Annotated in this window: 15 protein-coding genes; 5 read left to right on the forward strand and 10 right to left on the reverse strand. The window is 60.0% G+C overall.

Going from position 1 to position 19,819, the window contains the following annotated elements:
- Window positions 1-77: 77 nt before the first annotated feature.
- Both PJL15_RS06410 and PJL15_RS06415 read right to left on the reverse strand, forming a co-directional pair.
- Complete coding sequence (locus tag PJL15_RS06410; RefSeq protein WP_281450359.1) at window positions 78-311, reverse strand: hypothetical protein; 234 nt, start codon at window positions 309-311, stop codon at window positions 78-80.
- Window positions 308-5,008: an NAD-glutamate dehydrogenase gene (locus tag PJL15_RS06415; protein WP_281450360.1), complete on the reverse strand. Its 4,701-nt coding sequence runs from the start codon at window positions 5,006-5,008 to the stop codon at window positions 308-310. Before PJL15_RS06415 ends, PJL15_RS06410 begins: the two co-directional genes overlap by 4 nt.
- Window positions 5,009-5,245: 237 nt before the next feature.
- On the opposite strand from PJL15_RS06415, the gene PJL15_RS06420 reads away from it, so the two are divergent.
- Window positions 5,246-5,722 carry a gluconokinase gene (locus tag PJL15_RS06420; protein ID WP_281450470.1) on the forward strand — a complete coding sequence of 159 codons (477 nt, stop codon included), beginning with the start codon at window positions 5,246-5,248 and terminating at the stop codon, window positions 5,720-5,722.
- 1,386 nt (window positions 5,723-7,108) lie between these two features.
- Here the strand turns inward: PJL15_RS06420 and PJL15_RS06425 are convergent.
- Entirely contained in the window at window positions 7,109-7,288 is a 180-nt protein-coding gene (locus PJL15_RS06425; RefSeq protein WP_281450361.1) for a hypothetical protein, read from the reverse strand.
- Window positions 7,289-7,774: 486 nt separating this feature from the next.
- Here PJL15_RS06425 and PJL15_RS06430 point away from each other — a divergent pair, with 486 nt between their 5' ends.
- The gene (locus tag PJL15_RS06430; protein WP_281450362.1) at window positions 7,775-9,064 is read left to right on the forward strand and encodes an MFS transporter; all 1,290 of its coding nucleotides are present in this window, start codon (window positions 7,775-7,777) and stop codon (window positions 9,062-9,064) included.
- 696 nt (window positions 9,065-9,760) lie between these two features.
- Here the strand turns inward: PJL15_RS06430 and PJL15_RS06435 are convergent.
- The 7 genes from PJL15_RS06435 to PJL15_RS06465 all read right to left on the reverse strand — a co-directional run bounded on the left by PJL15_RS06435 (window position 9,761) and on the right by PJL15_RS06465 (window position 16,330).
- Window positions 9,761-10,234 (reverse strand): YybH family protein, encoded by a 474-nt coding sequence (locus PJL15_RS06435; protein ID WP_281450363.1) that lies wholly within the window; start codon window positions 10,232-10,234, stop codon window positions 9,761-9,763.
- A 16-nt stretch (window positions 10,235-10,250) separates the two neighbouring features.
- The gene (locus PJL15_RS06440; protein ID WP_281450364.1) at window positions 10,251-11,006 is read right to left on the reverse strand and encodes an HpcH/HpaI aldolase family protein; all 756 of its coding nucleotides are present in this window, start codon (window positions 11,004-11,006) and stop codon (window positions 10,251-10,253) included.
- Window positions 10,996-12,468, reverse strand: coding sequence for an MFS transporter (locus PJL15_RS06445; protein ID WP_281450365.1), 1,473 nt, complete (start codon window positions 12,466-12,468; stop codon window positions 10,996-10,998). Before PJL15_RS06445 ends, PJL15_RS06440 begins: the two co-directional genes overlap by 11 nt.
- Before the next feature lie 115 nt (window positions 12,469-12,583).
- A complete protein-coding gene (locus tag PJL15_RS06450; RefSeq protein WP_281450366.1) occupies window positions 12,584-13,564 on the reverse strand; it encodes a PDR/VanB family oxidoreductase in 981 nt (326 codons plus the stop codon).
- On the reverse strand, window positions 13,561-14,700 hold the full coding sequence (locus PJL15_RS06455) for an amidohydrolase family protein (RefSeq protein WP_281450367.1): 1,140 nt from the start codon (window positions 14,698-14,700) through the stop codon (window positions 13,561-13,563). Before PJL15_RS06455 ends, PJL15_RS06450 begins: the two co-directional genes overlap by 4 nt.
- Window positions 14,700-15,083, reverse strand: a complete 384-nt coding sequence (locus PJL15_RS06460; RefSeq protein ID WP_281450368.1) for a Rieske (2Fe-2S) protein — start codon at window positions 15,081-15,083, stop codon at window positions 14,700-14,702. Before PJL15_RS06460 ends, PJL15_RS06455 begins: the two co-directional genes overlap by 1 nt.
- Window positions 15,083-16,330: an amidohydrolase family protein gene (locus PJL15_RS06465; protein ID WP_281450369.1), complete on the reverse strand. Its 1,248-nt coding sequence runs from the start codon at window positions 16,328-16,330 to the stop codon at window positions 15,083-15,085. Before PJL15_RS06465 ends, PJL15_RS06460 begins: the two co-directional genes overlap by 1 nt.
- Window positions 16,331-16,443: 113 nt before the next feature.
- Here PJL15_RS06465 and PJL15_RS06470 point away from each other — a divergent pair, with 113 nt between their 5' ends.
- From PJL15_RS06470 to PJL15_RS06480, 3 genes are all read left to right on the forward strand, one after another.
- Window positions 16,444-17,214 (forward strand): FadR/GntR family transcriptional regulator, encoded by a 771-nt coding sequence (locus tag PJL15_RS06470; protein WP_281450370.1) that lies wholly within the window; start codon window positions 16,444-16,446, stop codon window positions 17,212-17,214.
- A 112-nt stretch (window positions 17,215-17,326) separates the two neighbouring features.
- Entirely contained in the window at window positions 17,327-18,610 is a 1,284-nt protein-coding gene (locus tag PJL15_RS06475) for a D-arabinono-1,4-lactone oxidase (RefSeq protein ID WP_281450371.1), read from the forward strand.
- 96 nt (window positions 18,611-18,706) lie between these two features.
- A complete protein-coding gene (locus PJL15_RS06480; RefSeq protein WP_281450372.1) occupies window positions 18,707-19,765 on the forward strand; it encodes a 2,3-butanediol dehydrogenase in 1,059 nt (352 codons plus the stop codon).
- Window positions 19,766-19,819: the final 54 nt, after the last annotated feature.

A 19,819-nucleotide genomic window follows, 5' to 3' on the forward strand; every position in this document is an offset into this window, starting at 1 on the left:
AATCTCGTGGTTTAAGCCTATGGCCCAACTCACTTTAAAGCAAGAAAGTTTTCTCATTTGTTTAAGAATTCTCATGCTTATTGCAGGTACTTGAACACACCCCAGCCCTCTGCCAGCAATGCGCAATCGTCCTTGTGCCTGGCCCCGAACGCGGGGGTCTTCTTCCGGGATGGCGCGCGGAAGAAGGCCGGCGACCCGCAGCCCAGGCACACCAGTCCACGCTGGCTGCTCTTGCGCCACGAGGGGTCGCGTTCGCTGTACTCCGCGGCGTGCCAGTCCCGCCCGTCCCGTGTACTCAGAGCCCATTTCATGCCCGGCCCGCCTTCCTCAGCGTTCCAAGGTATGCGGACAACGCCTCGAAGCTGTTCGCCGGGGCCAGCTCCAGCAACCGCTCGGACTCGTTGAGCCGCGCGTGATGCAACTGCTCCCAGGCGGAAATGCGGTCAGCGCCGTCCGTCAAACCGTCCAGGCCGAGAACGGCCACCGTCAGTTCAGGGACGACGGCGGACACGTCGTCCCGCAGCGACGCCCGCGCCATCGCCTGCCATTTAGTTGAGCGCGGCAGCTCGTCCACGCGGCCCAGCAGAGCCTCGATCCGGAAGCGGTCCCGCACGGTGAAATAGACCGGAGCGATGGATTCCAGGGATTGGCCGGTGACCTGTTGAACCTTCGCTATATCCAGCAGCGTGAACGCTTCCCTGAGCTCTGCCCACATCCTTCCAACTTCGAACGGTAGCCCCCAGGTGTGGGCTGAATCCTCCAGCGCAGCGACATCTTCCTTTTCAGCGCCCATAAGGAGTTCGGGCAGCTGCCAGCGGAGTGCTTCCACCACGGGTCGATAGAGGTTGATGCACTCTCCGATGGGGAGCTGATGGTTGTACTGGGTGAACCAGCGCATGGTCCGATCCAGCACACGGCGAATGTCCAAGTAGATCCGGCTCCATTTCTCAGCCGGCAGATCGGCGCATTGATGCACCAAGCCGATGGAGAGATCCCGGAGACCGAAGAGTTCACTGGCAATGACAAAGGCCTTGACCGCCGCGGCTTCATCGACCGAAGTTTCCTCCATGAGCCTGAACACCGACGTGACTCCGCCGATGTTAATGGCATCGTTGGCGAGCACTGTGGCGATGATGTCATCCCGCAATGGATGACGCTCAGTCCCCTCGTCCAGCTTGGCCACTACCGGATCGGGGAAATAGCCCTTCAGGAACTTGACCAGGTAGGGATCCTCGAGCAGCGGAGTAGTACGGATGCTGCTGGCCAGGGTGTTCTTGGCATAAGCGGCCAGGACAGACAATTCCGGAGAAGTGAGGCCCTTGCCCTGCTCGATTCGGTCTTCGAGGACACGCGTACTGGGAAGGAATTCCAGATTGCGGTCGAGTTCGCCGCGGCCCTCAAGGAACTGCATCAGCCGTTCATAGTTAGGGAACGACGCCGGTGGGAACCTTCTGTCGGTCAGGAGCAAGACGTTCTGGGCTACGTTGTCGGTCAGCACCAATTCCGCGATCTCGTCCGTGAGGGCTTCCAGGAATGGCGTGCGCTCAGCAGCGGAAAGTTTTCCTTCCCTGATGGACTGGTCGACCAGGATCTTGATGTTCACTTCATGGTCGGAGCAGTCCACGCCGGCCGAGTTGTCGATTGCGTCGGTGTTGATGAGGACTCCGGCCAAGGCCGCTTCAACCCGACCGGCCTGGGTCACGCCCAAGTTGCCGCCTTCCACCACAATGCGGGCTCGCACCTGATTGCCATTGACCCGAATGGAGTCATTTGCACGATCGCCTGCATCGGCATGGCTTTCGGTGCTGGCTTTGACGTAAGTTCCGATACCGCCGTTGTAGAGCAGGTCAACAGGAGCCTTCAGGATTGCCTGCAGAAGGGCCGTCGGGCTCATTGATTCGACCGCTGGATCCAGGCCAAGTGCTGCGCGAACGGCTGGATGGATAGGAATGGCGCGGGCTGTCCGCGGCCAGACCCCGCCGCCGTCGCTGATCAACGACGCGTCGTAGTCTGCCCAACTGGAGCGCGGCAGTGCGAAAAGCCTCGCGCGTTCCGTGAAAGAGGATGCGGCATCCGGTTTCGGGTCCAGGAAAATGTGCCGATGGTCGAAGGCCGCAACTAATTGCACGTGCTGCGAGAGCAGCATGCCGTTGCCGAAGACGTCTCCGCTCATGTCGCCGATTCCCGTAACCGTAAAGTCGGTCGTGCGGGGGTCAAGGCCGAGTTCGCTGAAGTGAATCTTGGCCGATTCCCATGCCCCGCGTGCCGTGATGCCCATGCTCTTGTGGTCGTATCCCACGGAACCGCCAGAAGCGAACGCATCCCCCAGCCAGTATCTATAGCCAGCAGCTACTTCATTGGCTAAGTCCGAGAAAGAGGCCGTTCCCTTGTCGGCCGCCACCACGAGGTAAGAGTCGTCGCCGTCGTACCTCACCACGTTCGGCGGGGCGACAACCTGACGCTCGCCGTTTACAAAGCGGATGTTGTCCGTGACATCAAGCAGGCCTCGGATGAAGATCCGGTAGCATTCCTGACCTGCCGTCAATTGCCGGGCCCGGTCCGTGATCCCCGCAACCACTTTCGCATAGAAGCCACCTTTGGCTCCATCCGGCACGATCACGGAGTTTTTGACGGTTTGAGCTTTGACCAGTCCAAGGACTTCGGTGCGGAAATCTTCCTGCCGGTCCGACCATCGGAGTCCGCCGCGGGCCGTGAGGCCAAAGCGCAGATGCACTCCTTCCACGCGTGGCGAGTACACCCAAACTTCGTGTGCGGGGCGCGGACTGGGCAGCAGGTCAAGCCCCGAAGGGTCCAACTTGAGGCTGATGTGCGGATGGCCCTGGTAAAAGTTTGTTCGCACGGTTGCCCTGATCAAGGAAGCCAGCGCACCCACTACGAAGGCCGCATCCATGGTGGCCACGTCGTCCATTGCAGCGGCCACGGTCGCATCGGCTGAGTCCAGAAATACCGCACGGTCGTTGGGCAGGTTGGGGTCGAACTTTGCTGAGAACAAGCCCACCAATGATTTGGTCGCCCCAGGATGTGACTGCAGCGTGGACGCTATGAATTCGAAGGAATGCTGCGTCCCCAGTTGCCTGAGGTACTTCACGTAGCTGCGAAGCAGCGCAATGATCCGCCAGTCAAACCCCTGTTGCAGGACCAAGGAGTTGAGTAGATCCGACTCGGCCTCCCCACCCAGAACCGCCCGGAAAGCCGCGGGGAGCAAATCCCATGCTTCCGGTGAACCTGATTCCGCAGGTGCGCTCACCAAGAGGTCGTAAAGGTGGGCCGCCACCCCCTGAGAGTCGACGACTTCATACGGACGCTCCTCGTGGACCGCCAAACCAAGATGTTCAAAGTACGGCAGGAGGCGGCTCAGGCTCTCCGCCTGACGGAGATAGAGCCGGATCCGGAGGTCTGGGTCGGAACAATTTTCGCCCTCGCGCCGAACGGCAAGCCGAGCCGCCGTCGTGCTGTCATCCGCACTCAGGTCTTCGAACCAGTCGATGTCCGCGGCTGCGTCCTCCACGCTGTACCGGACCTGGTACTCCGGCGGGAAGGCTTCACTCCACCGTTTGACAAGGGCCTCCGCCACGGCTGCCGGGTGACGGGATCGAAGAGCGTCGAGAACACCTTCGGGCCATGATCGGATTGCGCGGTTGACCCGCTGCTCCACCGTTTTTGCGTGAATATCTCCAGGAGTTTCGGTGGATGTCCAGACGGTGAAGAAGATACGCGCCAGGGCGGAGGAACTGACCCGTGCTTCGTGCTCGATATCGACGGCGTCGAACGTGCCTCGCAATTCGCTTTCTATCCGTTGACGGACCGCAGTGTTGTAGCGGTCGCGCGGCAGATAAACCAGGACGGTCACGAATCTGCCGAAGGCGTCCTGCCGCAGGAACGCACTCGAACGCCGCCGCTCCTGCATCCGCATAATGCTGCCGGCAATCTGCAACAGCTCTTCGACGCCGATCTGGAACAGTTCGTCGCGAGGGTAGGTTTCAAGGATCGCCATGAGTTGCCGGCCTGAATGACTGGCCGGATCCAATCCGCTGCGTTCCATGACGGCGGTGATGGTCTCGGCGACCAATGGGATGCCATCCACCGGCCCGGTGTAGACGCTCGATGTAAACAGGCCCAGGAAGCGATGCTCGCCGGTCACCTGCCCTTCGGAGTCGAAGGTCTTAATCCCGATGTAATCCAGGTGGGCGTCGCGATGGATGGTGGATCGTGAGCGTGCTTTGGTCACGATCGCGGCAATCGGCTCACGTGCCGAGTCACGGGCAGTGCCAGTCAGGACGCGGAATTCGGCACGCGTGTCGGCCCTCTTCCGGAGAACACCTAAACCGGTTCCATCGATGGCAGTCAGGCGATCCTCAGGTTCCCCACGCTCCAGGATGTATTGGCGATAGCCGATGAAGACGAAGTGATTGCTGCGGAGCCACTCAAGAAGATTGCGTGCCTTCCCGTTCCCGGGCAGGGCGGCAGCAACCTGGTTTAGCCTGTCTCGCATGGCGGCCCAGTCGGCGGTCGCCGCCGCGACGTCGGCCAGCACCTGCCGGATGGCGTTCAGCAGCTGCCCGAGCTGTTGCTGGGTGAGGAGGTCTCTGAGTTCGACGGCGATCCACGACTCGGTTCCCGCATCCAGCGTGGATGAGGCTGGACGCAGCTCCCTGAGCTCCCCATCCTCACCTCGTTGCGTGGCGAACCTGGGATGGACTACGAAACGGATTCCTAAGCCGCGACGGGTCACCTCAGCCAGTATCGAGTCCACAACGAACGGTGAGTCCTTGCAAGCGACCCCGACCACGGTGGCGCCAGCATCCGGCAGGGCCCCGACCCACGATTCCGCGCCGCGAGTCCGCGCCGCTTCGAAGTGCGCGGCCGCTCGTGCTTCGAGTACACCGGCGCCATAGAATTCCCTGTCCTCCGGCGACGCTTCGGCATAGTAGTGGGCTACGAAATGCTCGGGCAGCGTGTGGGCTTCCATTCCTTGTTCCGTGGACACGTCGTGCTCCCTAAGGGTTTGGTGGGCTTCATCACGTCAAGAAGATATGAGAATCTTTTCTCACATCATCCGGGACGTCAAGGGTTTTCGAGAACGGCCGTGAGTCTTGACTCGCAGTGAAAGATTTGCGAAACTCTTCTCAAATGTGAAGTACATCCCATCTCGAGTGCATCAACGCCGACTTCATCGAAGGGAAGCGAAACCGTGGGTAACAAACACCTCCCACCCTTGATTGTCATGGGCGTTTCGGGCTGCGGTAAGTCCACCGTGGGATCGATGCTGGGAGAGCGCCTTGCGGCGCGGTTCAAAGATGGCGATGACCTGCACCCCGAAGCCAACAAAGCCAAGATGAGTGCGGGCATCCCCTTGGACGACGAAGACCGGAAGCCCTGGCTGGAAGAGATCGGCCGCGCCCTGCGCCGGTCCCAGGACGCTGGCGCACCACTGATCATTGCCTGTTCGGCGTTGAAGCGAAGCTACCGTGATTTACTCCGACACCACGCCCCTGACGTTGTCTTTATCCACCTGAGCGGCGATCGCCAAACACTCCTGTCACGCATGAACGCCAGGGAAAACCACTTCATGCCGAGCAGCCTTCTGGATTCCCAGCTCAGCACACTGGAGCCGCTTGGTGTCGATGAAAAGCATATGCTGGTCGACATTCGTCTTGCACCAGATCCATTGGTAGAGGGGATTTGCAGTCGGCTGCCGTGACCGTCAGCATTGTTGCCCAGGCCACTCCGCCCAACAAGCCCGGAGCCCTAAGAATGCCACGCTTACACAGTAGAACTCTTTGCGTCGATAAGGATGCTCACGGGCGACGTCGTACGGAAGCAATGCCGTGTGGAGCTTGAGCATGACTCGCGGTTTACCACCATGCCTGACGGTATCCGAAAGGGCAGGGCGTGCACGTCACTCCCCCTGCCCGGTGGTATCGACAAGCCAGAAGGTGTTGCGCCGCCAGGGATGAGGGCCCGGCCCCGCGGGGTTCCGCGTCCGTTCAGGGCGCCGGCAACGAATTCCAGACCCACCTCCGCGGTGAATACAAGGATTGGTCAGGCGCCGTCCAACAGCCCCAAAGGCACGCAAACCTGGGATGAGTGTTTTCTTCGACGAAAGCCGCACGTATCCGCAGGAGATGGAAGGGTGCTTATCGGCGAACTGGTCACCGTCGATATACTCCGACTAGCGCGTGAACTCCCCATGCTCCGGCGGCCCCGGAAGGGACAGCAACCTGCGCCGGGAAACTCCCCATTCATTCGTAGTCACGCCTGGACGTTGCCGACGAGACCTCCCCAAGGCACTCGATCGACCGCGGAGGCTGAATACTCCCCTCGCCACGGCCGCCGCAGATAGTGCGCCTGCGAATGTGCGTTATGTCGCCCGCGCCACTCACATGCCATGAATAGATGGAGCCGACGGAGGGCAGACCCCATGGCCGGAATCAGGCTCAACAAAGCAGATTTAAGTGTGGACAATGTCCACACCCTCTTTGGCCTGACACAGCATCAGCCCAGCTGGCTTCCTCACTCAAGGAACGAGCCGAACCAAGAACTTTGACGCAAGATAGCGAAGTCATGTTGCGCTCGGTTCTCCTACCAATGAAGAGGTGTAGGCCGACCACGACCTACCGGACCTATCAAGAGAGGAACGCATAACCCCAATTCAGAGCAAACGGAGGGCACACCAGCCACGACCCTAAACCCGCTCCCCCACAACAAAACAGGCGACCCGCGGCGCCAGGCACACCCCGCGGTCAGTGTCAGAGGGACCTGACCACCCAGAATGTACACACATTAAAGCAAAAACCCCCTCTGACGAGGGGGTATGCCGTGCCCGAGGTGGGACTCGAACGGGATTCCTTGCCTTGTTATTACTGGGAAGCGGCGGAAACATGCGGACTCCGGAGCAGACCGGCGGCTGAACGAGGGAGTCCGAGGTGGAAAGCGTGAACAATGATGCTCCTATTCTTGTCAATGGTCGCTGGACCAGGCGCCGTGTAGGTTACCGTGGCCTCCACTCCGGCTTCAAGGGTCGCTGCCGCGATCGCTGCGCGACGGCCTGGGGCCGCCCTTGACCCCGGAGCCTCGGTGTCCACGGTCAGGTTGGAAGCACCCGGTTCATCGGTGGATAGGGCAACTGCGCGTGCGCGGTGGATTGGGAGTTGAGCCAGGTTTCGTAGCGGTGGTGGACGTCGCTGTCGTGGGACAGTCCTCGTTCCAGACGGGACAGCGTGGTGGGCCAGACCCTCAGGGCATCGGCTGCTTCTTGGAGGGTCAAGCCTCCGGGGAACATGACGAAGCCCTTCCGGCCAGCGCTGCGACGGGACCTCCACTGTCAGCGTTCGAGTGGGATGAGAAGAAGTCGATGTTTGAAGCGCCCTCATCCCGGCACGGAAACTTCGCAGGTCAGGCACCGGTTTTCCGCTCAGCGGGGCTGCTCGTCGTACCCGTTAGCCACGGGATTGCATGGGGCGACAGTCGATGAGTCTGCAGCAGCCAGGAATTCGGAGGCGTGCGATGACCCCGCAGCCCGCCATCGCGCATGCGCTCTCTTACGAACGCGATTCCCACCTCAAATAGGTTCCTCTTATGATCACCAATAGTGGCTAATCTCAATCTCGAAAGGGGTTGCTATTTAGCGCAAATAGCACCTCTTTTATTCATCCTGAAGATGGCAAAGCCGCACCTCCTCCGCTCATGTTCTGACGAGTTTGTTACGAGCCGTCCTCCTCCACCTATTTCAGCGATCCAAGGGAGCATCGTCATGGAAAAAGCAAAGACCCGCGCCAACCGCGCACTAATTGGAAGCATTCTTTTAGTCTCCATGAACTTCGGCACTTTCATCGTGCTGTCCAACTACATCAGCGGTCTATCCGTCCAATTCAGCGCGACGGTGGGGCAAATTATCCTGCTGTTTTCCATCTCATCGATTGGCAGCCTGATCGCAAACCTTAGCCTGGCGCCCATGTTCCTCCGCATGCGTATCCGTTCGATTCTCTTGATCGGGATCTCCTGCTATGCGGCTTTCTTTCTCCTCATGGCTTTCTCGACCTCACTTCCGCTGCTCTATGTCGCGGCCCTCCTCTTTGGGATGGGTGTGGCCGGCTGCGGATTCGTCGTAGTCCAGGCCGTCATCATGTGGTGGTTCGTTCGAGGTGTCGGGAAGAAGATCAGCTATCCCTCCATTGCATACCCTCTGGTGTCTCTCGCGCTCTCTCCGGCCATCGCCTGGGGCATTGAGTCGCTTGGCCTCACTCCCACGCTCTTGGTGCACGGCGTCCTCTGCATAGGCGTGATGCTCTTTGCTGCTCTGGTGCTTATCCCTGAGCGCCCGGAGTTCTATGGACTAACCGCTTACGATTCCACACCGGGAACGACGTCGGATAACTCGACGGCCGAAGTTTCGACGAAAGCGCCAACCGGTCTCACTCTAAAGCAAGCACTGAGGACGCCTTCGTACTGGTTGGTAAGCATCGCTGTGTTCTTGATTGTTGGTGTGGCCACAGGCTTCGGTGGACAGGCGGTCGTTATTTTCCAGAGCGCAGGCGGGGTTACAGCAATCGTTGCCGCCCTCATCCTTTCCGTGAAGAACTTTGCTGCAATGATTTGGAACTTCGCATACGGTGCTCTCGCTGATCGTATTGGCGGGAGTTCGGCCGGCGTTGTATTCGGGCTGGGCGTGATGGTCTTTAGCTCAATTGCAGTCTTCGTCTCTGGAACGGGGGGAGCAATTTTCATCGCAGCAGGTCTCGCAATCACACAGTTCGGCGGAATGTACGCCGCCATAATCCTCCCCCGAATGTTCGGACTAAAAGAGTTCGGGAGCATTCTTGCTTCAGTCAATGTCAGCGCAGCCCTCGGTGGCGCAGTGGTCGGAGCTATCGGTGGTTTCATCTATGACGCCACGCTTAGCTACACAATGTTCTTCGTCTTGTTCGCAGCAGCCGCAGCAGCCATGGTGGTACTGCAAGTCGTGGCTACGCGACCGCGAGCCATCATGCGACTTGAGGATGCAGCTGCCGAGGGGCCAATTGAGGAACGAATCGCAGCCTGACTTCCTGCGGCGAGCTGCCGCGGCGTCGCAGAGCACAACTGAAGATGGTCCTGCAGAGGCGGAATTTATTCATTGCCTCGCTTGAGACCCGCGAAGGTCAAAGGTTCCATGCACTGCCGACTACGGCGCTTGGAACCTTTGGCCTTTGGCGGGGTCTTACGGTCCGGGCAAGATCACTGTCACGAGATCACTTTCGAACCTCCGGAACGACAAGGTCCACGTCGAGTCGAAAACAGTGCCCCGGTGGGAGCTCGCCGGCTGCCCTCGGTAGGGCGGTCGGGTTCTCAAAGTCCATCTCAGCAGATCCTGCTTGAAGGCTCCAGAATTGCCCACATCCTGCGCAGGTCTCCAAATAGTGCAATAGTCCGCTCACCACATGCTGTAAACGCTGAGTGGAGCCGTGGATAATCAGCCGTGCCGGACTCCCACGACAGCGACCCGAGCACGACCCCTCTCCCCCAGCAGCCCTGCCAACATCATGCTCAGGGTGATCAGATGCGAAAAGCAAGGCCCCCCACAGCCCATTCCCAGCGATTTTGTTGGTCCTTGACGATGGAACTCTGCCTAAAGGCAGCGGGCATACCCCTCGACCAACCGGCGGAAGCAGGGGTGTTCCGGGAACGGAACCCGCAGGACCAGAAGGGGCCCGCACCGCCAAACGGTACGGGCCCCTAATGGGTTTAGCGACACTTCTATTTAGCCTTGGGTGGTAAAAGGAGCCTCGAGATCGGCGAGGAGATTAGGCGGCTCGGCACCCTCCGGGAGGTAGTATGACTCCTCCATATAGTGGATAAACCTCCACTCGTTATCGTCCTCAAGCTGGAGCACTGCAGTGACGCGCGCAGCGGCGACTCGAGGCTCGTCGGACTCGACGCTGCGAATGCGCCATTTCACTACGAAGATGGCGAGTATTGTTTCCGGTGCAATTTCACGGATCCAGGCCCTTGGGATGGCGGCGGAAGCGTCGACGATCCTGGAACGTGTGCGCGCCAGGTGACCGGCGATGGCACTCCATCCTGAGAGGATGTCGTCCAGTTCCGGCGCCATGTAGGTGGCATCCGCCGAATGCGCCCACAGACCCGCCAGCGCGTCCCATTGCAGCGTTTCCCAGAATCGCTCGAACCGTTGGAGCACAGCCTGGACGTCAGATTTTTGGGTGGTTAGGGACATGGCAGATCTTTCTTCATCAGTATGGTGAGTTTGTTGTCGCGGAGTGAGCTTCGGCGCCCGAGGCCTTCAACTGTTGCTCGATTCCCGATGAAACAAGGCGTTCGCCGTTTGCAAGTGTGAGCATGGTGAATCCAAGTTCACGGAAAGTGCCGGCAAGAGCTGCGTCCCCTGCATGGAGGCCCGCAACTTTCCTTGTACGTTGTGCGGCATCGGCGATGCGAGAGAGGGCGGTGCGCATCGGCTCGGAAGGTGGGAACTGGTTTGCCCCGTGTCCCAGGGAGATACCGAGGTCAGCTGGTCCTACATAGCAGCCGTCGATGCCGTCGACGTTGAGGATGGCTTCAGCGTTACGTAGCCCGCATTCGGTTTCGATCATGACCAGGATGGTCACTCGTGAGTCGAGCTCGGCGACGTCGCGGCTGAGCCACGGGGAAACCGGCCCGTAACTCCGGTCTCCCCGTGGCGGGTAGTGAGCCGCTCGAGTGACCATCTTTGCCTGCTCTACCGAGTTCACCATGGGAACGATGATGCCGTCCGCACCGAGATCGAGAGCGTATCCGATCTTCTGTGCGCTTGAGTCGGCTACACGAACGTAGCGCGGGACGCTGCTACGTATTTCGAGCATTCGGCGCAGAATGTGGTCCCCGATGCCATGTTGGCAGTCGATTCCGACGAAGTCTGCCGTGCTGCCTTCGATCGCCCTGAGTACCCCGATGTCGTCGTTGGCGATCCAGAAGCCGGTAGTAGGGCCCGGCAAGGGGTCAGTGAACATAATCGGCTTCTGGGCTGGGGTCCGGAGAATCAAAGGTGGCGGTAGATGTAGATGCTGTCCTGTTTTGCCTCACCACGAAAGCTGCAATTCCTGAAAGAACCAGCAGGATAACGCCTGCTCCAGCGAGGACAGTGAAACCGGTGACATACGCTCCTGGTGCAGCAAGAGTTTTGTCCCCAAGCGTCAAAGTCTGAGAGGCAAGGATTGCTGAGAACATGAGCGGCCCGGCGGCCAGTCCGACGGACTTCATCACCTGATTGACGTTTCCGGCTTCGCTCGTGCGTTCAACCGGCACACCGGTCATCAGCAGGATCGGGATTGCGGCATAGAGGAACCCTGATCCGATGATCGCGATACCACCTCCGACGGCCAGCAAGAACGGTGAGACCACGGGCGACAACAACAGTATCAGCGCCCCTGCCAGGACGAAGGCACTCCCTGCGCCCAGGGCCGCGGGGACACCGAACTTGCGTGTGAGAACTGAGGAAAGTGGGCTGGCAATAGCACCGCCGATAATGCTGGCGATACCCATAACTGCGCCCGTTGAGGCCGCCCCGAGGCCAAGACCTAGACCAGTCGCTTGTGGTGATTGCAGGGCAACAGCGAGAACAAGCCAGAAAGCCAGCACCCCAAAAGCCATCACAAACATCATGGCGTGAGCGACCGCTACCCGGCCGTCCTTGAATGTACGGAAATCGACGGCTGGGTGCGGGCTTCGAACCGAGAGAATGACGAATGCGGCAAGCGCAACGGCGCCAGCGGTGATGAGCGCGATTGCTACTGCCCCGTTGGTTTTACCGATAAGGGTGATGCCTAGGAGAATGGCTGCCACGGCGGCGGCAAAGATCAATCCGCTTCCCAAGTCGACGTCGCGGAGTTTGCCTGTAGCCGGGCTGCCGGGGAGCAGAACCCAAACCAGGACCACGGTCAGTGCGGCGAGTCCCGCGCTGAAGGCGAAAATAGCATGCCAACCGACGCCGTCAATGAGGAGACCGGCAACGAATTGGCCTATCGGGCCGCCGATGAGGGCCGTTCCCGAGAGCAGCGACAGCACCATGGCCAAATTACGCTCACCGACCCTCTCCCTGGCGATTCCAAACGCGAGCCCAAGGATCGCACCGGTGGTTCCTTGGATTGCCCGGCCAAGGATAATGCCCGGAAGCGTGGGCCAAAGGAGAGCAACCATTGATCCGGCAGTGCCCAGAAGCAAAGCGGCGATCAGCACACGCTTACGCCCCAGGACGTCTCCGAGCCTGCCTGCGGTTGCAGCCGTGGCCGCCGCGACCAAAGCGTATCCAGTTATTGACCATCCAACGGTGACAGGATCACCAAAGTCGGCATAGAGGTGCGGCAGGGCAAGCTGAATCATGTTCTGCTCGAATGCGTGATTCATCTCCGCCAGCATCAGTAGACCGATCAGCACCGGTGAGCTGACTTGTGTCCATACACGGGTTTCACTCATTGCTTGACTCCTTTGTCGGGGAAACCATGTGGACATGGGCTGGTGCCCATGTAGGGGAAGGGTGCCCGTGAAAGGTGAAGGACCGAGCTTGGCCCTTCACCTTTCCCGGGGATCTTCAGAGGTCGAGGACCAGCCGACCTGATGCACATCGGGATACGCAGATGGCCATAGTGCCGTCCTCATCGTGCTGCTCGGGAGCCTTGGCCGAGTCCAGATGCACCGGAGTGCCACTGACTACGCGAGTTTCGCAAGTGCCACACATGCCCTCCTCGCAGGAGGTGAAGACCAGCACGCCGGCCTCACGGGCGACCTCAACGATCGACTGGTCCTCCGGCACAGTGAGTACCAACTCGCTCTCGACCAGCTCGATTTCGAATGCTCCCGTTGGCGTGATGTCACGGACGTCACGGGCAACGAAGCGCTCCAGGTGCAGGTCCCGGGTTGGCTTGCCCACCGCTTCGAACGCTCCCCCAACGGCGTTCAACAGGGGCTCAGGGCCGCAAGTATAGACGAGGGCGTCACCGCTCTCCGCTATGACCTCCTTAAGCGGAATGAATCCTCTCTCGTCCTCGGGATAGACGTTTACCCTCTCTCCAAATGCCAGCAGCTCCTCAAGGAACGCCATTGATGAGCGCGTGCGGCCCCCGTACCAGAGTGACCAGTTGGCATGGTTGGCTACGGCCGAGCGGATCATCGGCAGTAGGGGCGTGATGCCGATGCCGCCGGCTACGAACACATAAGTCTCCGCGTTACGGAAGGTGAAGTTGTTCCTGGGCCCGCGGATTCGTATCTCTTCACCCGCCGATAGTGTTTCATGGACCTCTATGGAGCCTCCGCGGCTGTTCGGGTCCAGCAGGACGCCAAACCGGTAATGGCTACGGTCGCCGGGGTCGCCTGCCAGCGAGTATTGCCGTACTAATCCGGATCCAAGAATGAAATCGACGTGGGCACCGGGAGCCCACTCGGGAAGTGCCGAGCCATCCGTTGCCGACAACCTGATTTCGGCGACGCCATCGGCGGCAACCCTTTTCATGACGATCGTGGCATCGATCTCGGTTTCGACTGAAGTTACCGGGTTAGTAGTGGAAATACTCATGGCTGGTTTCCCGTGACGGCCTGTACGCCGATGGCGTTCAAGGCTGCAGTGTTCCCGAGCGCACGGAGCCGGGGCTCGTAAAGATCGGCCGCGTTCCGGGACAAGATCCGCTCCCGACCCTCGCTGGAGAGCCCGCTTGGCAGATCTGCCGGGCTCATTGAGGACCAGTGCGGATAGTTGCTGCCGTAAATCAGGAGCTCCTCAGCCCGGCTGACTTCCAGCCAGGCCTTCTCCGATGCCTGGTCTGTTGGGGCTTCGAAACGGCTGGTGCGGAATCGGAAATGGTCCAGATGCTCGGACGGCGTGTCACTGACCCAGGGGGTTTCATGCCGGGAGATCCCCCAGTCCCCGTCCATCCGCCACAGGAACGGCATGAGCAGGTCGAATGCACCGTCACCGAAGACGACGCGGAGGTCAGGGAGGCGGTCAACGACTCCTTCCAGGATGAAGCTGGCCAGGTGGTACAGACCGGAGATGTTTTCCTGGGAGGCGTACTCGATGTGCTTGGTGGGATAGCCAGCCATCGTCGGCTTGTAGTTCGCCGCCGCCCCGCCGTCGGCATGGATGACGACGGGAAGCTTCAGTTCCGCAGCAGCCTTCCAGATCGGAAAGTAGTTACGGTGCCCGTAGGGACGCCACGCGTCCAGGGGGACCCCGATCTGCACCATGTGTGGGTGGTCTGCCCACTTCTCGATTTCGGCGACCGCTTTGTCCGGGTCTGAGGGGTTCACGCGGATGGTGCCCAGAAACCGATCACCGGAGTCGGGCGCGTCCAGCCAGGTATTCGCAAGCCATTGGTTGGTGGCGGCACACAGTTCGGTGGCCATGTCGATGTCCGGCTGTGGACCACGGGTAAGGGGCGACAGCACGCCGACGCGCGCGTTGTCCCGGTCCAGTTTCGCTAGAATCTTTGAGACACTTGATCCAGGAAGCGCTGACGCGTCGTCGTCCGGACGTGCTTCCTCAAGGTATTCCCCATAGGGCGCTATACCAGTGGGCGCGGTGTACATCTGACGGAGCACACCGGGCATGTGTCGCTTGCTTGCCCAGGGCTCGGACATCCACAAGTGCGGCTCGACCTCGGAGCGCCAAAAGGGTGTCACGCAGGTGTCGATGATGGGTGCGTTCTCAGACATTATGCAACTCCAAGCAGGATCACGTAGTCGTCCTCGACGACCACTTCGTAGCTTCGGACCTTTACATTCGCGGCGGCGGCCTGGCCGGATTCGAGCTCGAACTCCCACCCGTGCCAGGGGCACTTGATGAACTCGTTCTCGCGCGAGAAGTTCGAGGAGTAGGGCTCCTCCCCTGCCGTTGTTTCACCGGTGAGCTGGCCGACACACATCGGACCACCCCGATGAGGGCAGTAATTGGCTATTGCCGATAGTTTGCCGTCGATGTTGTAGACACCGACGCCGAACTTGCCGACTGGTACGACGACCATAGACCCGGGCGGAAAGTCTTCGACCTTGGCGACGACAGTACGCGAGCCGACTGTTGCGGGGTTAAGAGAGGACATCAGTCAGACCCCACAAATTCGTGCATGACCTGGAGTGTGTTGACCTGGGAGATCACGTGCCCCGAGCTGTCGACCTTGTTTGTGTTCACGCCGTGGCTGTACCGCGTCATGGGGTCGGCGGTGATGTCGAGTTCATCGACTGGTCGGAACTCCGGAAGCTTGTACAGTTCGCGGGCGTTTTCGAAGAGCACCTTGTCCCGCCAGCTGGCCGGGAGGCGTCCGGCGATAAAGCGCGGGTCGTCGTAGTCCCAGTGGGGGTAGTCGCTCGAGAACATCAGCATGTCCTGGAGGCCGCCGGCTTCGATCAGCTTAATCACGTCGCGGGGGTTCTTAGGCTCCTCGAACGGCTGGGTGGTGATCCGAATCTGTTGACGGATGGAGTCGCTGGGGCGGCGCTTGACGTTGGGAACCTCGGCGCCGAGTTCCTGCCAGTAGCGGTCGAACCGCCACATTGCCGGTGTGAGCCAGCTGAAGCCGCCCTCGACGAAGACCACGCGGAGGTCGGGAAGTTCATCAAAGACACCGTCGAAGATGAGGCTGGCGAGGTGGTTGACGTAATAATGGGACCACGATCCCATCACTTCGATGTGGTACGAGCTGTAACCGACGGGGGTCATCGACTGCATCGAGCCTTCGCGCGTGATGTGCATGGCGATGGGCAGGCCGAGGCGGGCAGCCTCCCGCAGGACCGGACGGTACAGCGGGTGCCCGATCGGATGCACGAGTGCTTCTGGTGCGAACTGAACCTGGGGGAAATACCCATGACCGACCCATTTGTTCATCTCGGCGATTGCTCCGGCCGCGTCGCCGGGTGAAATGCGGATACCGGCGCGGTACCGGCCATGTGAGTTGTTGGCCGACCCTAGCCAGTCAGCCGCGATGTACTCGTTGATGCCGGTGCAGCGCGCAGTTTCCCACTCAGCATCCCACCACTTTGCCCTGGTCAGCGGAAGGAGCATCGCGTAGTCAGTGCTTGATTCCTGCAATACCTGTTCGGCGTAGAGCTGCTTGTCTTCACCCGGACGCATGCCCGTGATCAGGGCGTCGGTTCGTGCAGGGGTCGGGGATGCGTAGAAAAGACGGGCATTCTCCACGTCTGCCGCGCGGTTGGTGTAGTACCTTGAACGCCACGGCTCCGGGATGTAGTCGATCATCGCGTGCATGGGGACGTCCGGATGCGTATCCGCATCGATCGTCGCCACGCGTTTCTGGTCGCCGATCTTCAGGTCGCTCGTTTCGTTGCTCATTGAGGAACCTCCTTGTCCATCAAATAGGTGTCTATTTACGACCCTTGGGGCCGTTGTACTCACTGAATCTACGCACGATACTGATCGTAAATAACGTCCTATTTAGGAGGTCGATGATGATCGGGACGGGTGAATTCGACAAGGCCGGCGCTATGACAGCCGACAGAATCCAAAATTGGATCATCAATGAGGGATGGCCGGTGGGGTTGCATTTGGGAACCGAGCCGGACTTGATGGCCCGCTTCACTGTTAGCCGGGGAGTCTTGCGTGAGGCTCTCAGGATGCTTGAGCAGCAGGGTGTGGTGGAGACGCGCCGCGGGCGTGGGGGCGGAGTTGTGGTGTCCCAACCTTCAACCGACTCGGTGGTGGAGGCTGCCGTACCCTACCTCCGGTTCCGCGGGGTCCGGCCAAACCATACTTTCGAGGCGCGCAGGGCACTCGAACTTTCCATGGTGCCTCTGATCATCGACCGCATGAACAATGACAATGCCCGCACCCTGGAACAATTCCTGGAATGGGAGGGGCAGCTCGCCGATGCACCGGAGGAATTCTTCGAACGAAAACACACGGCATTCCGGGGATTCCACACCATCCTCGCGGCGCTCACCGGCAACCCGGCACTTGAGTTGTTCGTCCACGTCCTGGAGTCGCTTACCTTCGCCGCCTACCGACGAAACCGGAACGCGGGTCAGCTCCAACTGGACGACAAGACCATCTACGAGCGGCATTGCGCGGTAGCAGCGGCACTCATCGCAAAGGATGCAGAACGCGCTCTTCGCGAACTCGACGAAGCAATGACGCTGGCGCGGGACCTGTACGGGGAACCGGACCCGGTCGAAAGATTAAAGGCACGGGCGGCCAACATCCTGCTGCCCGATAAATAGGACCCCATAACGCTTGCCGGCTCGTGCCAATGTTGTCCATGCAGTCCATTTGGGCTGTTCGGATATGGAGCCTGGGACTTGGCTCCTCCAAACAAAATAGGAGCCTCCAACGATGACGATGGTGAGCAACCCGGCAGAGTCGGCGATCATGTCTGACCAGCCAAAACAAAACCAAGCATGGTCCAATTGGGCACAGAACTTCACTTCGAACCCGGCGTTGACCTTTTACCCCGATTCCGAGTCCAGAGTGGCCGATGCCGTGCGAGTGGCACTGCGCGAGAACCTCACCTTGCGCACGGCGGGCAGCAGCCTCTCCTTCTCTCCTCTGGTGACAACGCAGGGCGTTCTGCTGCACCTGGACAATCTGACCGGGATCACCTCAATTGACGAAGAGAAGCAGCGCGTTCGAGTGCTCGCGGGCACCACGGTGAAGGATCTTGCCGCCGAGTTGTGGACGCGAGGCTGGTCTCTTCGCAATCAGGGCATCATCTGGGAGCAAGCGATCGCGGGAGCGCTGAATACATCCACGCACGGAACAGGTCGAGGACTTCGCGGTTTCTCCTCAATGCTCACCTGGGTGCGTCTGGTTGACGGCCGCGGTGAAATCATCGAAATCGGTGAGGATGACCCCCGGCTCCACGCCGTACAGACCGGGCTTGGCCTCATGGGAGTATTCCTTGAGGTTGAACTTGAAGTAGTTCCGCGCTTCTTCCTGGAAGAGACCTTCCAGTTCCCGCATTGGGATGTCGCGGCGAAAGCTTGGGAAAACGAGGTTGCAACGAACCGCAACCACGGCCTCATGTGGCTCAAGAGCGATACCTCCGCCCAGGAGTACAGCCTTCCTTCTCCGGACGGTGAGAGCATGGCGAACCGAACGGTCTATTTCCAGGCAAACGAGATCGACCCCATCCCCGAAAACGACTGGTCCGATCGGATTGGGGCCCGGCGGGGTCCCGCATACCGAGTGCTCTCGGCGCCGATCGGCGAGGGCGCCAAATTGTTCTACGAACTCGAGTATGCCGTGCCTTACGAGGTCATCCTCGAAGCAACGGCCCTTGTTCAACGCCAAAGCGAGTTGCATCCGGAGCAGAACCACCCGATGTTCATGCGGGTCATAGAAGCCGACGACTCGTGGATGTCGCCGTTCTATGAGCGGGAATCAGCCACAATCTCGGTAGCCGGAATGCCGGGAACCGACTATTGGCCGTTCCTCCGCGCTGTGCATGAGACGTTGATGCCGTTCAAGGCTCGGGCTCACTGGGGCAAGCTTCATTTGATGACCCGCGAGGATCTTCAGCGCGCCTATCCAAAGTTTGATGAATACGTCGCACTACGACGCGAGCAGGATCCAAACGGCCTCTTCCTCAACGATTACCTGCGGCCACTGTTCGCCTAACCCCCTCCCGGGCCGGTGCTTCTTCATAGCAGATACAAGCCCCGGGTCATTCAGCCAGCAAATGGCGCACCTACAAGCTGACAAGTAAGGACTCTCATGCGAACACTACGCTTACATGGCCCCCGTGATGCCAGGATCGACGACGTACAGCGGCCAGACATCCGACCCGGTACGGTCAGGATAGAAGTCGCCTTCGGTGGAATCTGTGGATCCGATTTGGCCTTATATCAAGACGCACCAGTACCCCAGGATTATGCGAACCCGATTATGGGAGAAATGGGACCCCATAGCCTGGGTCATGAGTTCGCCGGCTACGTCGTCGAGGTTGCAGAGGATGTTGACTCGCTGGCTATAGGGGACCTCGTCGCAGTGCAACCAAACTTTGCCGACGGGACGTGTCCGTCCTGTCTGGCCGGGCACCCCAACATGTGCGACAACTACGCCTTTATCGGAATTCACGGCTGGGGCGGCGGCTTCAGCGAATCGCTCGTCGTGCCAGCAGACCACGCTTTCAAGCTCCCGCCGGAATTCGCTCCTGAAGTTGCCGCACTGATTGAACCACTCGCGGTCGCTTGGCACGCAGTGAATACCGCTGTACTGCCCGACGGCGGAACAGCCCTTGTGGTCGGTGCCGGACCCATCGGTCTAAGTCTGCTGCTTTGCCTTAAAGCTCAAGGCGCTGGACCGGTGATCGTCTCTGAGCTCAGCGAGGTGCGCAAGCAGTTGGCGCTGGACCTCGGCGCGGATCTTGTTATCGATCCGCGTGAAGAGGATGTTGCGCAAGCCGTCTTGAGGGTGACACACGGACGCGGGGCGGACGCTGCATTCGACGCTTCCGGCGTCGGAAAGGCAAGCCTTCAGGTCGCAGTAGACTCACTCGCGCCGGCCGCGCGGGCAGTCATCGTCGCAGGCTTTCACCACGACGTACCCTTGGACGTCATGCCTTTCCTCTTTAAGGAAAAGATCCTGACGGGCTCATTCGCATACACCACACAGGAATTTGAGGCAGTGCGGGACGCTATCGTCGACGGCAGGATCAAACCGGAGAGGCTCATCAGCAGCACGATCAGCCTCTCCGAGGTAGTCGAGAAGGGCATCGAACACCTGCTTGGGGATGGCCGCTCCTCTGAGGTTAAGATTCTGGTTCGACCCTAAATGCGCTCGAGAGCGCAAACCTGTAAGCACCCCCACGCAAGCTCGTGCTTTGTG

Origin of the sequence: Paenarthrobacter nitroguajacolicus (assembly GCF_029952445.1) — a bacterium.
Lineage (GTDB): Bacteria > Actinomycetota > Actinomycetes > Actinomycetales > Micrococcaceae > Arthrobacter > Arthrobacter nitroguajacolicus_B.